Raw genomic sequence first — 16,911 nt, forward strand, 5'->3', positions numbered from 1 at the left:
TAAAGACCCCTTGGAGACTACAAGGTTGATAGGCCGGGTGTGTAAGTGCAGTAATGCATGGAGCTTACCGGTACTAATCGGTCGTGAGGCTTAGCCACAATATTGGTGATCTTTGATTGCAGCAAAAGCGCTTTGGTTTTAATGAGCTTGTCATAGATAAAAAAAATAACTCGACGCATGAATGAATAAGGTGTAAAAGCCTTTAGTTCTTTTTTAATACAAYACATCGAAATACAATTTTCGGTGGCGATGGCGTCAAGGTCACACCCGTTCCCATCCCGAACACGGAAGTTAAGCTTGACTGCGCCGATGGTACTGCATGGGCAACTGTGTGGGAGAGTAGGACGCCGCCGGATTCTTTTAACGCCCTGCCTTCAAGGTGATTTCACCTCGAAGACAGGGCGTTTTTTATTTTCTGTTTTTTTTAATCCGGAGAATCCGTTTTGCGGATTGGATGAAAGAGGCTTTGTTTTCTTCTTTTTCTGCCATGAATAAAAGGGTGCTGAAGGCCTCATCAATGGCAGGGCCTTCATGGCAGATGAGGCCAAGGTCAATCTCAGCAAGAACCATGCGTTCCATTACCTTTTCCATGGGTAGTCGGATGGCCTTCATATCAAGATCATCGGTCATGACCACTCCTTCATAGCCCATCTCATTTCTCAGAAGATCTCTGGATATAATGCTTGAAAGACTGGCCGGCCACTCAGGGTCCAGTTTCCCATAGAGGATGTGGGAGACCATGATCCCGTCCACATCGGCTTTGATGGCGGCCCCAAAGGGCAGAAAATCATTTACGGCCAAAAGGCTTTTTTCTGCGTCCAGCCTTGGAAGCACATGATGGGAATCCAGAATTGTCCGTCCTATACCCGGAAAATGTTTGGCCACAGAATGGATACCTTCCTGTCTGTAGGCTGAAATCATTGCAAGGCCCATGTCTGTGACGGCCCTGGCATCGCCTGTGAACGCACGTTTTTTCATGATGCTTGTGTCTTTATCTGCAACATCCAGAACTGGTGCAAGGTTCATAGTGATTCCCAGAGCTTTTAATTCCACAGCCATACATCTGGCATGTTCCCGGGCTTCTTCCGTGCTTTTTAGTTCACTGATGGGGGCAAATTCTCTGAAATCCGGCTCTCTGAGCCTTGCAACGTTTCCGCCTTCCTGATCCATGGCAATGATAAGGGGCGGCAGCCCGGCTTCTTTTGCAGAGGACTGAAGATCCCGGTTCAGGCGTATCAATTGCTCCGGATTTCTGACGTTGGTGGAAAAAAGCACAACGCCCGCAGGAAAGATGCGGGCGATTAGACTGCGGATTCTTTCATCGCATACCGGCCCTTCAAAGCCAATCATGAGGCGCTGTCCCGCAAGTTTACGGGGAGACCATTGTTCCGGTGAATAAAGAGACATGGATTCCTTAGGGGGGCTGTCAGGCGGTTACGGGAGGAATGATAATCCAGCGGGTTCCATCCCATTGTCTGCTGAAATGGCTGGTCATGATAAAGGCCAGCCACAACTGTTCCAGGCTTTTGTACTGCTGCATCACGGGGTCTTTCTCCCTTTCACCGGGTTTTCCTGCCCAGGTATGGAAACGGAAGGTCATATCCTGAAAGCGGATACCTGGAATCTGGGCAAGATCCATGAGCTGATTCAGGCGGGGCAGCCAGATGCGGGCTTCCAGATAAATAAGGTTGCCTTTTTTTCGTATGGCAAAGCCTTTACGGAAAGCATTTTCCCCATCTTCCCCACTCCAGAAGCAGGGGTTGCTACCCTGTTTGGGGGTAAGATATACATCTCCTTTTGCAGGAATCCACCGGGCCTGAATTTCAACGGCCATCTTGCACATGATCTGATATCGGGAAGACTGGTCCATCACATTATTGTCCGGATCTTCTGTTGCCGCGCTGGTATTTCTGCACAGCACGGTTATGCTCTGTAAGATTGGTAGAGAAATGATGGGTGCCATCGTTTCTGGATACAAAAAATATGTAGGCACTTTCCACAGGCCAGAGGGCGGCTTCGATGGAAGCCCGGCCCGGTGAGGCAATTGGACCGGGGGGCAGACCGTGAATATGATAGGTGTTGTAGGGTGTTGGTGTGCGCAGATGGGTCCGGGTAATCCTGCCGTTAAAATCAGGTATTCCGTAGATAACCGTGGGGTCGGTCTGGAGACGCATGCCTTTTTTGAGCCGGTTATGGAACACTGACGAGACCAGGGTTCTTTCTGCGGGAGTTCCCGTTTCCTTTTCTATTATGGAAGCCAGGGTTATCACCTCGTGCATGGACATGTTGAGGGCTTTGGCCCGTTCTTTTTTCTCTGGAGTTATTATCCTGTTAAAGTGCTGGACCATGGTGCGTATCATTGTCTCTGCATTGTCATTGGCCGTAAAAAAATAGGTGTTCGGATAGAGATAACCCTCAAGGCTGTCTGCTGGAATGCCGAGCTTTTGCGTAAGGCCCTTATCCGTGGCTGCCATGAGAAAATCCTTTTCATCCACAAGGCCTGTTTCCGCAACCCTCCGGGCGATTTCTGTTATTCTAAGCCCTTCTGGCAGGGTTACCCGGTAGCGTTTCACCCTGCCAGACACCATCATGTCCAGCATTGCCTGCGGGGAAAGGGCAGGGGACATGGGATATTCACCGGTATGGATGCGGGTATCTTTTTTTTGTAGTCGGGCCAGGATTCTCAAATAAAAAGAATCTGAGATGAGGCCCTCTTTTTCCATACGTTCAGCCACAGTTCTGAAACCTTCTCCCTGCTGTACTGTGAATAGGATTTCATCTGTGTTGCTTCCTGTGGGGGTGGATGCATAATGTCGCAGGCTGTCCCGCAGAACAAGGCCTGTGCCAAGTACAAGGCTCAGAATAAGAAATGACCATACAAAAACAGAATGTTTCATGAAAAGGATCTCCCTGCATTAAAAGACCTTTTTGTATACCTTCATTGTGCAGAGCTGTCAAAGCGGCTTGCCATTTTCCTTAAGATCCCTATTTTGAACTTCCGGCCTGAAGGGGTATGATCTACTTCAACACAGCGGGGGCATCAGGGAAGGTCTTGCGGCTGCCAGCATGAAAATCCACTCGCTATGGCCTGATAATAAACGGACCAGCAAACTGTGGCTGCATACGAATGGTAATCGGATTGAGTATTGTTTTTATATAAAAATAAAATGAGGTGTCAGATGTCCGAAAAGAAAAAAGAAACAGAGGTTTACGCCGGTTTTGAGCAGGGTCCGATCCGTCCGCCCAGCGAGGCGGGAAGTCTTCTGATACGGGTAACCCGGAACTGCCCCTGGAACCGCTGCCGTTTCTGCCCCGTGTACAAGGGAACACGTTTCAGCCTGAGACCCATGGAGCATGTTCTGGCGGACATTGATACGGTGCATTCACATCTTTTAAAACTTCAGGCCCATGCCTCAGGTGGACCCATTACAAGGGATATGGTCATGCATGCGGGAAAGGATCTTGCCGGACCGGATCTCGATGCCCTCCATGCAACTTTGCACTGGATGTCCCATGGCATGGATTCGGTTTTTCTGCAGGATGCCAACAGCCTTATAATGAAGCCCGATAACCTCATTACGGTACTGCGCCATATAAAGGAGCGTTTTCCGTGGATCAGCCGCATCACCTCCTATGCCAGATCCCATACCATCAAAGGGATTCCCGATGATAAGTTTCAAGCCATGGCGGATGCTGGGCTGAACCGTATTCATGTGGGCATGGAATCGGGATGTGACGCAGTGCTGGAGAGGATACAAAAAGGTGTGACAAGGGATGTGCATATCCTTGCTGGCCAGAAGGTGAAGGCTGCGGGGATCTCCCTTTCGGAATATGTGATGCCCGGACTAGGGGGCAGGGATCTTTCCGAAGCCCATGCCATGGACACGGCCGATGCCCTGAACCGCATCAACCCGGACTTTATCCGGCTGAGAACCCTTGCGCTTCCTCAGAATACTGAGCTTTACGGCGACTGGCAGGCTGGCCATTTTGATAAATGCAGCGGAGAAGAAGTGGCCAGGGAGCTTCTGGGTTTCATCATGGCCCTGGAGGGTATCCAGAGTACCCTGACCAGTGACCATGTGCTGAACCTCTTTGAAACCGTTGCGGGAAAGCTGCCCGAAGATAAGCCGCAGATGATAGCAGAAATACAGTCTTTTCTGGATCTTCCCGAACATGGTCGCATGATGTATCAGGTTGGACGTCGCATGGGGCTTTACCGGGGAATGAATGACTTCAAAGATGAAGGCAGAAGGCAGCGGGTGGCGGAGGCCTGTCAGCGTTACAATATCCGGCCGGATAATCTGGAAGAGGTGCTTGATGATCTCATGCGGCGCTTTATCTGATGCCTGAGACCTTTGGTGTTTATATCCATGTACCCTTCTGCAGGTCCAGATGCAGGTATTGTGATTTTTATTCCACACTGGATGAAACCATGATTTCCCGCTGGATGGATGGTGTGATCAGGGAAATTGCCCTTAGCCCTGCACCGGATTCCCTTTCTGTGGATACGGTGTACTTTGGTGGAGGAACCCCCTCGCTCCTTGGCAGTCGGGATGTGGAAAGGCTTCTTGGGGCTGTGGATCTTAACTATGGTATTGGGCCGGATGCAGAAATTACCCTGGAAGCCAATCCCGGTACCGTTTCTTTGGAACAGCTTAAGCATCTGCGGGCAATGGGGGTCAATCGTCTGAATTTTGGTTTGCAGAGTCTGGATGACAGAGCATTGGCTTTTTTAGGCCGGGGTCACAGTGTAGCTGAGGCAAAGAATGCTTGGGATATGGCCAGAAAAGCCGGTTTTTCCAATATGGGACTGGATCTCATTTACGGGCTTCCGGGTCAGGGCATTGGAGAATGGGAAAAGGAGCTTGGAAAAGGGCTTTGTTTCGAGCCGGAACACCTTTCCCTCTATATGCTTTCCATTGAAGAGGATACGCCCATGGGCAGGGATCTGGCTTTAGGCCGTATTAAGGCTCCCGATGAAGGGCAGGTGGCAGACCTTCTGCGTTTTACCCTGAACTTTATGGATGATCAGGGGTATCCCTGGTATGAGGTTTCCAATTTTGCCGCAGCACCAGGATATCAGTCCCGGCATAACCTTGGATATTGGGAGAAAAAGCCCTACATTGGTTTCGGGCCTGCGGCCCACTCCTGGCTGCCCCCTGTTCGGCGGAGTAATGTGTCGGATCTCGGGCTTTATGCGGATCTTATCCGTGAAGGTAAAACACCTCTGGATATGGAAGAAGAGCTGGATAGCGAAGCTATGCGCCTTGAAAGTTTTTATCTGGGTTTCAGAACCCGCAAGGGTCTGGATGTGGCAGCCTTTGATGATGCCTTTGGGGGAGATTTTTTTAGGGATTACAGTGCTGTGCTGGACTCCTTTGAAAGGAAGGGTTTCATTGACTGTGGTGGAGGGTTCTGCCGCCTCACGGTGAAGGGTATGGTTTTTCTCGATACCATCACATTGGCATTCTGCTGCCATGAAACGGGCTGATGACCAGACCTTTTTGGTGGAACATCGGAAGGGACTTTAAAAAAGGCCCTTCCGATGAACAAGGATCAGGTGGAAATGGTTGTGATCAGCACACCAATATGGAATCTGGCAAGGGAGATGTGGGCGGCCAGATTGACCCTGTGGTTGGCCAGAAGACTGTTGAGACTGCTGTTAAGTACAATAATGGGGTCGATCTCGTCCGCTTTTCTGCAGTAGTAAATGGCCTTTCGCAGGGAGTCAAGGCCGTCGCGTTTCTGGAGCATGGGATAAAAATCATGTTCCACCGCCTCAAGGATGGTGGCCATGGCGCTGGCAACGCCTTTGGAATAGTATAAATAGTCATCGGCCTTAAAAAAGCTGACGGGCCGTCCGTCTCGTTCATGGGTTTTGATGAGGTTTTCGTTACAGCTTCCAAGCAGATTTTTGTAGGCCATGAGAAGGGGGATCAGGTTGTCGGAGCGGTTATAGAACCTGGCATCGCCTTTGACCAGATTTTCCTGATACCTTGCCATTGCTCTCAGGGAGGCCTTGTATTGGGATTCTGCGGAAGGAAACCAGAATTTGGTGGGCCGGATCATAAATCCGTTCATGGCCTGTTCCAAGTTCGTATCAAGGGATGCTGCGCTCCCGGTGCGGGAAATGTCTTCTGCCAGCCTTACCGCCGTTCTTCTTGTGACTTCAAGGGTTCCCAGCTGAAAGTTATTTACGTTGTCCGTGGGACGGATCAGGTCATTGGGCCGCCATCCCCAGAAACGTTCATACAGCTCATGGTGCATGGGCTGCATGGCGGCTTCCACAAAGGCCCATCCCACAACACTGCCCAGCCCTTTTCCATTTATGTCGGTTGAGGATGGCTGAAGTTCAGCCCTGTTGCCCACATCTCTTTCATCGGGGGAGGCCGCGGGAGAAGGTAAGCTTTCCCTCATGGGAGATGCGGTTACATGACCTTCGTTGCCGGGACGGATTATGCGGCCACCCTCGGTATCCAGCATTGGGGAAGGGGTTTCCGCAAGGCTCATTTCCTTTTCAAAATCCGTCTGGTTCGAACCCATGAGTGAAAAAAGGGATATGATAAGCCATAGTCCGAAGAGGGTGAAAAAAATGGCCAGGGCCTGCTGTCTGGAGATCGTTTTTTCTAAAGACTGATTTTCACCTTCTGGTTGTTTTGTTTCTCTGTCCTGGTGCATGGAGAATCCTTTTGGGCTTTCAGGTGATTGAAAGATTACGGGGGTGCTGCCTGCCAGACCCGGTAAGCTATGTTTCCCTTGACTGCTGTTTTCTGAGTTTTCGGGTGTCGCCAATTCTGATGGTGAGATGGATGCCGTCAAAATATTCCATCAGGGGTATGACATATTTTCTTGCAATGCCTCCGCAGATGTCCTTGAACTGGGATGGGTTCATTTCTTCGTTTTCCCGTAGAAAGGCCACCACCTTTTCCTGTAGGCGGTCCAGGGCCGGACGGTGAAAATAAAAATCTTCCTTCACCCGGACCATGAGATTTTCCCGGATCAGAATTTTCATTACATCGGGTGCTGCCTCTGCCTGACCTTTGTCCAGAGACCTTATGATTTCACGGAAGTAGGGAGGCGTGATGCCAGTGTTTTCATAGCTTTCAAGTATTTTCAGTCGCAGGGCTTCCTGATCCACCTGCAGGGCCACTTTGTGGGTACTGAGCCGCACAAGATCCCCTTCCTGGGCCAGCTTTTCATCTTTCACAAGCTGGTTGAGCACCTGATTAAGAAGGCGGGACTGAATATAGGCTGGGAATTTACTTTTCAGTTCTTCCTTGGAAAGGCCCTCCCTCAAAGGATAACTGGCGTGATATTTTTCAAGGTAACTGGTGGCAAAGCTGCAGAGACGCTGGAAGGCATCCGCATGTATATAGGTTTTGGCATCCTTGTCCGTTATCAGAATACTGCGGCTGGAGAGCAGCTTTTGAAGAACTGCTGTGAGCTGTTTTTCCGAAAGGTTGGTCACAAGTTTCAGGTCTGATAAGGCAGCACCTGCAAAGCCTGCCTGCATCAGATGGAAGGTTGCAGCCTCTTCACTGCCCGCCTCACTCAGGTGGCTTAGTCCTTCTATGATGTTTTCCTGAAAGCGTTTGTGTTTCTGGGGTACGGGGTTGAGTATGGCCCCGCCACCAATGGTGCGTATGGGGGAATAGGAGCGTACCACATAACGGTCATCACGGACGCAGACCATAGGTCTGTCAAAACGGAACTGGACCGGCGCTTTTTCACCAGGTGCAAGGGTATCTCTGTCCAGAAGAACTGTCAGTGCCGTGATTTCGCTGGTTCCCGTATGGAAGCGTACCTTTGTTCTGTTTTTTAAGGGTCTTTCATTGCTTGCCAGATAGTGGAAGTCCGTATCCACCATAAAAGTGTTTTTCAGGGCGTCGGGCGGTGCAATCACATCCCCCCGCTGGACTTCTGAAAGATCCAGTCCCTGGAAATTCATGGCGGTTCTTTGTCCGCATACGGCACTCTGGACACTGTCGTTATGTACCTGAAGACCCCTTACCCTGGACTGGGTCAGTTCGGGATAAACCATAACCGTATCACCCACGCTGACGGAACCGGAGACAAGGGTGCCTGTGATGACGGTACCAAAGCCCTTCATGGTGAATACCCTGTCAACGGGAAGCCGGAATACTGTGGTATTTCGGATATCAGGGATCAGGGCTGCCATGTCCGAGATGGCCTGGATAAGGGTATCCATTCCCTTGCCCGTGTGGGAAGATACGGGGATCAGGGGAGCATCCGCAAGAAAACTGTCGGAAAGAAAATCCCGCACATCTTCCGTGACCATCTCCAGCCATTCTTCATCCACGGCATCGGATTTGGTAAGCACAACAAGACCGTGGCGGATACCCAGCAGGGAGCAGATTTCAAGGTGCTCCCTCGTCTGGGGCATAACACCCTCGTCTGCTGCTATGACCATGGCAACGATATCAATACCCGATGCACCGGCCACCATATTTTTGACAAATTTTTCATGACCGGGTACATCCACCACGCCCAAACGTCTGCCATCGGGGAGACTGAGGGCTGCAAAACCAAGCTCAATGGTGATCCCCCGTTTTTTTTCTTCCTTCAGGCGATCTGTGTCCGTGCCTGTTAGGGCCCGAACAAGGCTGGTTTTTCCATGATCAATATGGCCGGCTGTCCCCAGGATGATTTCTTTCAAGGTTCCTTCTTATGCTCCATTGGGAAAATGTTTCCTGTATATTGCAAAGCACCTTATATACCTTTTTATGCTTACCTTACAAGGGCTGCCATAAAATCCTGTTAGAATTAGTTCATAAGGTCTTTCTGGTCAAGATTTCCTTTTTAAAAGCAGTTTTTTTTCTTTGCTCGGATAAAAAGAGCTTGCTTTTTGATCGGTACACTGGTAGAAGCAATCTCGTTTTTATGGTGGGTATAGCTCAGTCGGCAGAGCACAAGGTTGTGGTCCTTGGGGTCGAGGGTTCGAGCCCCTCTACTCACCCCATAACAAATTCAGCGCCCGTAGCTCAGCTGGATAGAGCGTCGGACTTCGAATCCGCAGGCCGGGGGTTCGAATCCCTCCGGGCGCGCCATAAAATCAGGTAGTTACAGGGTTTTTAAAAGAAGCCTGATTTTAAAATAAGCACATAGTAAGCACTAGAAAAAAAAATAATCAAAAAATAATCAGGGCAAAAAAATAAGCCGGTTTTTCTTCCATGGTCACATCATCGGAAAGAAACTGGTTTTTTCGTTTGTGAATATGAACCCTCTTCTAACGTGCCTAAAAATTCCTTGGGGCTGAAGGTTTCAGGAATCATTTTTTTTCTGATTTTTTATTTTTTTGGTCTTGGCTTGGTAAGGGACTTGGTAACAAATTAAAAAACTTTTACAAGACCACCGCAAACACTGAAAAAAAGGCCCATGGTTAGGCGGATAACGTGTCTGCCGAACCCTCAAAAATGCCCCTTTCCACTCCCCTTTATGGTGTCCGAAAACTCCGGCTTTCCCGTGTGGGACTATGCAAAAACCTTAGCCGTGCTTTGATGGTTTGTTTCCCTGTGACCATGGAAAAATCTTTACCGGGTTGCCCGTTCCTGGCCCTCATTATGACCGAAGAAAAACCTTCTCTCCTTGTTTTGGGGTGCTGTTATTTTATGACCTTTCAGGTATGTTATGACCTTTTGGGTCATAATTGCAAGTATCTGATATGTATATATAAAACATCTGTTTTCTGCTATCTTATGACCTATGCCCCCCCACACCCTACCCGGTACCAAAAACAGCCTAAAAAAAAGCATGTGTGTGTGTCTGGTCATAAGTCATAATATATATATATTTTATATAAAAAAACCAGTATTGGCGGGCTTCTTAAGTTATGACCTTTAGGGTCATAAAATGGTCATAAAAGTCATAAGATAGGGCAGGAATAAAAAAAAGCGGGAAGGATACCCCCCCGCCTGGCTAAGTCTTTATATTTAATTAACTACTGTAAATGCAAGAAAAAAGGATCATCCCTCCCTTGCCACCTTGTTTTGTAGTGCATATACCCTCCAAGCATAAACGCTTTATAACCTCGTCATGTTCCCTCGGTGCCATGGTCGGCCATAAGGCCCTCAGCGGCTTAGAGCTTGCTGCCAATTGTGAGCGGTATATATTGGGTTTTTTCTTCAGTATTGAAATGATATGTTTATGCGCTAAATGCGTTTTGTGGTGTCCCTCCATATTGCCCTCTGCCTTCAGTAATGCCGCCGCCCTATGGTGAAGCCCCAGCCTGATTTTGAAAGCCTTTTCTATGTCATCTGGTGATATTTCAAAGCGTTTTTCAGATAAGGCAAATAACCCGGCCATCCTTATAGCTTGTTCTGCCAGCCTGCCTCCAAGTACCGGGTCACGCCGTTTTGCGGGTTCCATGAAAGCCCTGTCCATTTCTTCGTATTTATCAAAAGCCTTTGTTTCATCGAATCTTATTTTCCCGTTTTGCGGCTTCATTTGCATGACAAAAGAAATAAATTCCACCAAGTCATTTGAAGGTTTGTAAATCCTGCCCCGGTACACCTTTTCGGGTTGCTCATTTTGAATAAATATTACAAGCCGATTGTATGCACCGTTTGCCCCGTCCTGTATGTTGAAGGCCTTGACAGTTCTTTCGGGTGTGGAAGTGCATACCAGGGTTATGCGGGGGTCATGGACATCTTCATACTGATTATCCTTTCCCGCTGTTAATCCTGGATGATGTGGCCCGAACGGTCTTCCATAGATTTCCTGAAGATATTTTAAAGCCCCTGCTTCATGGCTGTTGCTCTGCCCGGCCTGTTCAAGCCACATTCCGAACTCGTCACTTATGAGAACGCATGAATTGTTTTCCTCCAGTGCCCTGTGTATGCCTTGCGCTGTTTTGCCTGTCCCTCCGAGAAGTTTGCTCCTTAGTATATTAACATCCCCCCCAGAATCACGCACTTTTGCGTACCCGTCCCCGTGAAGTCTACGAAAGGCCTTTGCCACACCTTCTTTTCCCACTCCCGATGGTGCAAGAAATAAATGAAACTCTCCAAAAGCAAGGCCCTGTTGCGAATCAATATACATATTTTTCTGGGCAAGGCTTCCCAAGATTGCAAAAGCTGTCATTGCTGCCATTTCTTCAGATGGGTATTGCATGGTTCTGTAAACATATTCCTTTATCAGGTGCAAGCCCCCCGGAAGGTGTAGCAACTCTTTTGGCTGGTCTGGAAGGTCATATTCTTCTTCTGCGCCTTCGGTAATTAGGGAATCATAATCAAATGTTTCCGGCTCTACTTCAAAGGGCTTAGCCGTGCTTTTGGGTTGTTCCTGATCCGGTGTGCCGCTCCGGTTGTTCCCCTTAAGATATGCAAGCCGCTGATCCTTGTTTAGGCTGTTCCCGGTCTCGTCGTTTATGGTATTGTCCCCGAAGTGCCTCAGGGCCTTGCTGCGGTCGTTCCCATGCTCAAAGAATATGTAAAGATCCCAGGAATCCCCGAAACACCCCCCGTCCTTCCCCTGTTGCCCGATGCCCCTTTCCGCATCGCTTCCATGATGGGAAAACCATTTGTTGCCGTTTATTGTAATGGCCGCCGCACCGCTTTCAGAGTGTGGGCTTAAAAGCCTGTCAGATCCCCGCTGTCTGGTCGCTCCGTATCGCTCCCATAGTTGCCCTGAATCGGGGTACTCTTCGTTGAAAGCGTCCTGTGCGGTCTTCCCGCTGCCGTTTGAAATACGTTCCCGGATTTTCAGATCACGGGCTTTTTTCCGTTTCCGTTCTTCTGCAAGCTCTTCCGCAAGAATGGCCCGTTCTTCTGCAAGCTCAGCCTGCCAATGGGTTTCAGGATCGAATAATGGCCCGTCAAAGGGCATGGACTCATAAACGCCCGGCCCTCGGTTCGGAAGGAAAAATATTTGTGAAAGTCTTTCGTTTGCGCCGTCCGGAATAAGGCCTGTAGACCGGATTTTTTTATTCAGGATCTTTTGAACCATAAGCCATATCTCAGGACTTACCGGCTTTTCAAAAGGTATCAGAAAGCGGGCTTTTGGGTTCTCCCGTGTTGCGCTGTGGGAATTGTAGAGAAGGGAACGGAACGGAAAAACATCCTCCACGGCTTCCAAAAACAGAACCGGCTTGTCTCCGGTCATGTCGTCAAGGTCGGCCCATGCCATGCAGTACAGGCCCTTTTCCTTTTGCTCCTCCGAAGCCCGGCTAAGCCTTTGTGAAGGGATGCACCATTGCGCCTTTTCCTTAGGAACCGATGGGGGATTTTTTGCCTGTTGAAAGATTTCTTCCGCTGTGATTGTTGTGAGCGGTGCGGGTTTTTTGGCTCCGGGGTTGTTCGTGTGACTCAGACCGAAGCCCGAAGCCATTAAAAACATGGATTGGGGCAGGTTTACGCCTGAAACCCCTTGACTTTCTTCGTTTTTTTCAGTATCTTTATTTTCAACAGTCGCTTCTTGTCCCTGCCCGTTGCTCCCCGCTTCGGGCTTTTTATTTGCTTTCATTAAAAAGGCCTTTCATTTACAAGAAAAACAAAATCTTGTTTTTTTTTGTTGAACTTTTGGCCTCCTGTGTGCTAACCTTCAAACTGCTAGGTAAGAAGGAGTAACACGCAGAAGACACAAGGAAAAAAGTTAAAGGAACAAGGGGTTCACCCCAAGGCACTACCTGGCCGGGTCGTGCCTTTTCCTTTTGTTGGGTTTATCCTCCCAGACCAAAGTTTCGTTATAAAGCTTTTCCTCACGGCTGCAAAAATTCAGGCCTTCGACAAGATCCAGACCTTCACCCCCAAGCCAAACAAGCGGAAAACCTGCTTTTATCCAAGCTTCTTCGTTATCCTTTTCAGCATCAAACAGGGCCACAAATTGCGCAGCTCGAACCATCCCTACGCCTGCCCGTACAAGCTCATCAAGGAAAGGCTTCCTTTTAAGGGCCGCAGCTTTCCGCATTTCATGAGCTCCATCTTCCAGCCCCTGCCCCATGTAATTGTCCAGGCATCCAGATCCATTATAAGGCCCTTCCTTCATGTATCCACTGAAAAGATCCTTTTCAGCCTGTGTAAGCTCTGCAACGTTCAGCAATAAAGCAAGATCCCCACGCAACAGGCAAGGGCCTTTTTCGTTCGCCTCCTTCAGGCTCCCGCCCCGCAGCTCTGCCGCATCTTTCAAAAGGCTTTTCATTATGCGGGTTGAAAAATTCCCAAAAGCGTTTTCCTTTCTTCTGAAGTTTATATAAAGCGGTTTCAGATCTTCACTTTCAGGGCCTGCAATTGCGCAGGCAGTTTTTGAAAGATCCCACAAGGTAATTTTTGATCGCTGCAAGCTTTCAATCTTCAGATCCAGTATTTTCATCAGTTTTTCAGTTTGGGCATCAATTTTTTTATTCTGTAGCATTCTTTTTTTTCCTTTTTTAAGGTCTGGTTGTTTAAAGTCCGTTCCATGCTTCTGCGGTTTCATCAATTACGGAAAGCATGTATTCCACGGCTTCCATGTCTGGCTCAGGTGCTGCCTGCCGTGCGTCCTCTGTTAATGGGTGCGGTGGTGGCCCGTACTCTGCCGCAAGGTCACGGGGTACGCCTAAACGCCCCAGAAACTGAATTTTCGCCTCGTTTATGTTTGCAATCCTCTGAAGGTTGCCCGTTTTCCGGTCTTCCGTTGTTATGGCAAGCGCAAGGTTTATTGTTTCCCTTGCTTCGTCCAGGAGGAAAGCAGCACTTGCAAGGCTCACCCGCTCCATGGTTCCCGCAAAACCTTCATCAATTTGACTGTAAGTCCGCCTCGGTGCGGTTCGTTTCAGCCGTTGCACTTCTGCCGCATCGTCCCGCTGTGTTGCCTTAAGTGCTGCGACAACTCTTTCCCCGTTGTCCATGGCTTCATAAACTGCGTTCTTAATGTTCAAGTTCTTGTCTCCTTTTTACGTTGTTTCATTGCGTCCTCGATTGCTGTCAGACGGTCTCTAAGGTCTTCCAGCTCGTCAATCCGTGCCAGTGTACCCAAGGCCTGTAAAAGCTGTCCCGCAAGGTCTGGGGCAAGCTGGCCGCTTGTGGCTGCGTCTATGATCTTCAGTCCCCGGTCTGCCATGTTCCCGGCTCCCTCGGTGTCCACCTCTATTAAAGGTGAACAGCTTTTCAGTGCTGGCATGATCCGGTTCAGGCAAAGGCTAAGTGCTGTGGTGTCTCCATCCATGGCAAGATTGATTGCCTTTTGTGTCAGATCCTCAGCGTTTTCCATTAAAAGCTTACGGCTTACGTTCTGCAATGGCCGCCCCTGTGGGTTCCCGCTCTGTCCTTTCTTCCATTTCCCGGTCTTGTCCCGTGCTTCTGTGTCCCGTGTTTCGGTTGTGCTTTCAGGCATTTAAAATCCTTTCTTTAAAATCTTAGCCAAGCTGGGGGGGGTTATGCCGTGTGGGTTCTTTTTTGATCGGTTATCCACCGCTCCAAGTCTTCCCGGCGGTATCGAACAGCCCGCCCCATCTTAATGAATGCCGCCCCCTTGCCGTACACCCTCCAGATTTCAAGTGTTCCCTTTTTAAGTCCCAAAAAATCCGCCGCCTGTGCCGTTGTAAGAAATTCTGAATTTTGCATAAAAAAAGCCCTCCAGGTTAAAAGTAAAAGTAACTCTGGAAGGCACTATAAATTCTTCTCGTTCGATAATCTCTACCGTTTGTCCATGTTTTTTCTTATTGTGGTTTATTCTCCCTTTTCTCTCCTCGCTTAGTGTATATTCCTTTAATGTTGCTTATGCTGTAACCTCTTGTTTTATCGCCCTTCTTTTCTTTCTCTTTAATGATTTTTTCGGAAACATGTTTATAAGCCGCCTCTCCTGAATACCTCTTAGTACTCTCTCCTGGCTTTTTCTTAGCAAGAAAATCATCAACCTCTTTTATAATTCTTTCTTTTTCCTCTGGTGTCACACACCTTGAATCCTTCCCGGCCGCCGAAGTCACTTCAAGGTTTTTTTTCCCTCGTTCATAAAGGGTTTTCATGTCTTTAATCTTAAGCCTCTTTTCTTCATCCATAAGGTGCCGGGTTTGGCTTACGATAAAATCAGATACCCTTTCCCGTTGTTCCTCGGTGCCGTTGTTGTAACTATCCCTGCATAACCAGACAAGAAGGGCTGCGTTCTGTATGGCAAGCATTGCTGTGCCAAGGTTTTTGAATACTCCCGCCCATGTAAAAGGCCATGCTTTGGGGTGGTCATTATTGGGAGTAACCCGCACTTCTCGAAGTAACCATTCAATGTCTTTTCCGGTCTGCTTATTGAATTCATGAATAATCGGTTCTTTTTCAAGAAGGCTTTTAAGCTTTTCCAGTTCTTCAGGATTCATCTTTATGCGCTCCTTGCATGGTTCAGGGTAATCACGTTCCCCGCTGCATCCTGTACGCCCTGCCTCTCTACCCAGTCGGATATTTTTTGAATTTCAGGCAACAGATACCTGCAATCGCTGGTTTCTGTGTAGCTCTCAAGGGTAACGTCCCCGCTCATCCTGTGATTCAACAGTAACTTGGTCCTCCATAATTCAATTCCGCATTCTCCTGCAATCGCCCTGAATGTCCTTCTCAGGTCATGGGATGAAATTGTGGTGCCTATCATTTCAGATATTTTCTTTACCGTGTGCTTAGGCTCTGAGATATGCCCTGTGGTGGCCTTCTTTGAAAAAAACACATAGTCGTTCACTCTCGGCCTTTCTGAAAGCAGGGTGCAAATGAAGGTACTTAAGGGCAGGGTAACGGGGTGGCGGTTCTTCGGGTCAAGGATCCTCCATGACTGCCCCTGAATGTCCACATGCTCCCACTTCAAGGACAAGGCCTCTGTCCTTCTGGCTCCGGTTAAAAGCATGAACAGAACGGCATCCGCAACGGTGCGGCCTTCATCCGTGTTAAAGGGGTTTTCCCGCTCCTTCTGCAAAAAATTAAAAATCATTCCCACCTGATTGTTTGGAATCCGCCTGTTTTTGGCCTGTACGTTATGCCATAACTTTGCGTCACTAATTATACTTACGGGATTTTCTGTTAGTATGGGCCGGTCTTCTGGCCTGTATGTTGCCATGGCATAATTGAGAAGACCACGTAACACCCTGAAGGCTTGGTTCGCTTGTGCTGGGCTGCGGTCGCTGATCTCTCTGAATCTGGAAAGGCATTTTTGCCGGGTAATCCCTGAAATGGGCTTATCCTTCCATTCTGAAAAATTGTCCCTTACATGCCGCCTTATATCGGTTTCGGTTCGTGCTTTTAATGATCGGTCTTTTATATATGCATTCTTGACTTCTTCCAGCGTTACAGATAGGGCCTCCTTGCGTTTTTTTTCTGTAACAGGATCTTTCCCATGAACCATTTCCCGGAGTATGTCAGCGGCCCTCTCACGGGCTTGCTGAAGGGTGAACGTGCCATGCTTTCCAATGGTCACACGCCGTACTTTTCCACCCACCCGGCCCTGAACAATGTAGACTTTTGAGGAAGGGTTAACCCGGAGACCGAATCCTTTTAATTCATCATCCCATATGAAAAAGGGTTTTTCTTCCGGTAAAAGTAAGCAGTCGATAACCTTTTTTGTCAGTTTCATACCGTCACCTCTGGCTTTTCGTGTTTTTAAAAGTAAGCACATAGTAAGCAGGAAGCACAAAAAACCATAAGGCATCCTAAAAGCCAGCTTAAGGATAAGGTTTTATAATGTCAACAAATATGATGTTTGATGATGTTCTGGAAGGTGTGGTAAAATGCAGTGTTTTAGGACTTCGAATCCGCAGGCCGGGGGTTCGAATCCCTCCGGGCGCGCCAAGAAAATCAAGGGTTTACAGCATAGAGCTGTAAGCCTTTTTTTATTTGTTGAAATTGAAACACCAAAAATATCCCTGTTTTATCCTTAGAATCAATGTCATAAAGAGCGGCAGGCAGGTATAATGGAAAAAAATGACTTTTTATCTCGGTTGGGCTTTAA

15 protein-coding genes, 2 tRNA genes and 2 rRNA genes are annotated in these 16,911 nt (G+C 48.4%); 7 read left to right on the plus strand and 12 right to left on the minus strand.

Translation table 11 applies throughout. The annotated features are described in order from the left end of the window. Together FIM25_RS10105 and rrf are read left to right on the plus strand one after the other, a co-directional pair. Positions 1–98: ribosomal RNA gene (locus FIM25_RS10105) — 23S ribosomal RNA — on the plus strand; the annotation flags it as partial. 141 nt (positions 99–239) lie between these two features. Next, a 5S ribosomal RNA gene (rrf, locus tag FIM25_RS10110) occupies positions 240–356 on the plus strand. A 52-nt stretch (positions 357–408) separates the two neighbouring features. Here rrf and FIM25_RS10115 read toward each other — a convergent pair. From FIM25_RS10115 to mltG, 3 genes are read right to left on the minus strand one after another with little or no spacing between them, the layout of a single operon-like run. Then, on the minus strand, positions 409–1,407 hold the full coding sequence (locus tag FIM25_RS10115; RefSeq protein WP_139448874.1) for a glycoside hydrolase family 3 N-terminal domain-containing protein: 999 nt from the start codon (positions 1,405–1,407) through the stop codon (positions 409–411). A gap of 19 nt (positions 1,408–1,426) precedes the next feature. Next, positions 1,427–1,921 carry a hypothetical protein gene (locus FIM25_RS10120; protein ID WP_179953297.1) on the minus strand — a complete coding sequence of 165 codons (495 nt, stop codon included), beginning with the start codon at positions 1,919–1,921 and terminating at the stop codon, positions 1,427–1,429. Continuing rightward, complete coding sequence (gene mltG, locus FIM25_RS10125; protein WP_139448878.1) at positions 1,875–2,897, minus strand: endolytic transglycosylase MltG; 1,023 nt, start codon at positions 2,895–2,897, stop codon at positions 1,875–1,877. The genes FIM25_RS10120 and mltG overlap by 47 nt, the downstream gene beginning before the upstream one ends. Before the next feature lie 282 nt (positions 2,898–3,179). Here mltG and FIM25_RS10130 point away from each other — a divergent pair, with 282 nt between their 5' ends. Beyond that, the gene (locus FIM25_RS10130) at positions 3,180–4,343 is read left to right on the plus strand and encodes a radical SAM protein (RefSeq protein ID WP_139448881.1); all 1,164 of its coding nucleotides are present in this window, start codon (positions 3,180–3,182) and stop codon (positions 4,341–4,343) included. After that, positions 4,343–5,491 (plus strand): radical SAM family heme chaperone HemW, encoded by a 1,149-nt coding sequence (gene hemW, locus FIM25_RS10135; protein ID WP_139448884.1) that lies wholly within the window; start codon positions 4,343–4,345, stop codon positions 5,489–5,491. The genes FIM25_RS10130 and hemW overlap by 1 nt, the downstream gene beginning before the upstream one ends. A 65-nt stretch (positions 5,492–5,556) precedes the next feature. Here hemW and FIM25_RS10140 read toward each other — a convergent pair whose 3' ends face one another. Beyond that, entirely contained in the window at positions 5,557–6,678 is a 1,122-nt protein-coding gene (locus tag FIM25_RS10140) for a DUF2333 family protein (RefSeq protein WP_139448887.1), read from the minus strand. A 67-nt stretch (positions 6,679–6,745) separates the two neighbouring features. Beyond that, positions 6,746–8,677 carry a selenocysteine-specific translation elongation factor gene (selB, locus tag FIM25_RS10145; protein WP_139448889.1) on the minus strand — a complete coding sequence of 644 codons (1,932 nt, stop codon included), beginning with the start codon at positions 8,675–8,677 and terminating at the stop codon, positions 6,746–6,748. Positions 8,678–8,904: 227 nt separating this feature from the next. Between selB and FIM25_RS10150 the strand changes: the two genes are divergently transcribed. Together FIM25_RS10150 and FIM25_RS10155 are read left to right on the plus strand one after the other, a co-directional pair. Beyond that, positions 8,905–8,980 (plus strand) — tRNA-His (locus FIM25_RS10150). Between the two features lie 11 nt (positions 8,981–8,991). Next, positions 8,992–9,068, plus strand: a tRNA-Arg gene (locus tag FIM25_RS10155). Positions 9,069–9,954: 886 nt separating this feature from the next. Here the strand turns inward: FIM25_RS10155 and FIM25_RS10160 are convergent. The 7 genes from FIM25_RS10160 to FIM25_RS10190 all read right to left on the minus strand — a co-directional run bounded on the left by FIM25_RS10160 (position 9,955) and on the right by FIM25_RS10190 (position 16,536). Next, positions 9,955–12,093, minus strand: a complete 2,139-nt coding sequence (locus FIM25_RS10160) for a DUF3987 domain-containing protein (RefSeq protein WP_139448892.1) — start codon at positions 12,091–12,093, stop codon at positions 9,955–9,957. 546 nt (positions 12,094–12,639) lie between these two features. Next, positions 12,640–13,368: a hypothetical protein gene (locus FIM25_RS10165; protein ID WP_139448894.1), complete on the minus strand. Its 729-nt coding sequence runs from the start codon at positions 13,366–13,368 to the stop codon at positions 12,640–12,642. 31 nt (positions 13,369–13,399) lie between these two features. Next, positions 13,400–13,873, minus strand: a complete 474-nt coding sequence (locus FIM25_RS10170) for a hypothetical protein (RefSeq protein ID WP_139448896.1) — start codon at positions 13,871–13,873, stop codon at positions 13,400–13,402. After that, the gene (locus FIM25_RS10175; RefSeq protein ID WP_342774338.1) at positions 13,870–14,328 is read right to left on the minus strand and encodes a DUF5681 domain-containing protein; all 459 of its coding nucleotides are present in this window, start codon (positions 14,326–14,328) and stop codon (positions 13,870–13,872) included. The genes FIM25_RS10170 and FIM25_RS10175 overlap by 4 nt, the downstream gene beginning before the upstream one ends. Positions 14,329–14,369: 41 nt before the next feature. Then, on the minus strand, positions 14,370–14,558 hold the full coding sequence (locus FIM25_RS17890; RefSeq protein WP_139448901.1) for a helix-turn-helix transcriptional regulator: 189 nt from the start codon (positions 14,556–14,558) through the stop codon (positions 14,370–14,372). Positions 14,559–14,653: 95 nt separating this feature from the next. Continuing rightward, positions 14,654–15,301 (minus strand): hypothetical protein, encoded by a 648-nt coding sequence (locus tag FIM25_RS10185; protein WP_139448904.1) that lies wholly within the window; start codon positions 15,299–15,301, stop codon positions 14,654–14,656. Positions 15,302–15,303: 2 nt separating this feature from the next. Then, complete coding sequence (locus FIM25_RS10190) at positions 15,304–16,536, minus strand: tyrosine-type recombinase/integrase (protein ID WP_179953298.1); 1,233 nt, start codon at positions 16,534–16,536, stop codon at positions 15,304–15,306. Between the two features lie 107 nt (positions 16,537–16,643). Between FIM25_RS10190 and FIM25_RS17085 the strand changes: the two genes are divergently transcribed. Beyond that, entirely contained in the window at positions 16,644–16,784 is a 141-nt protein-coding gene (locus tag FIM25_RS17085) for a hypothetical protein (protein ID WP_179953299.1), read from the plus strand. Positions 16,785–16,911 lie beyond the last annotated feature (127 nt).

Origin of the sequence: Desulfobotulus mexicanus (assembly GCF_006175995.1) — a bacterium.
GTDB classification, from domain to species: domain Bacteria; phylum Desulfobacterota; class Desulfobacteria; order Desulfobacterales; family ASO4-4; genus Desulfobotulus; species Desulfobotulus mexicanus.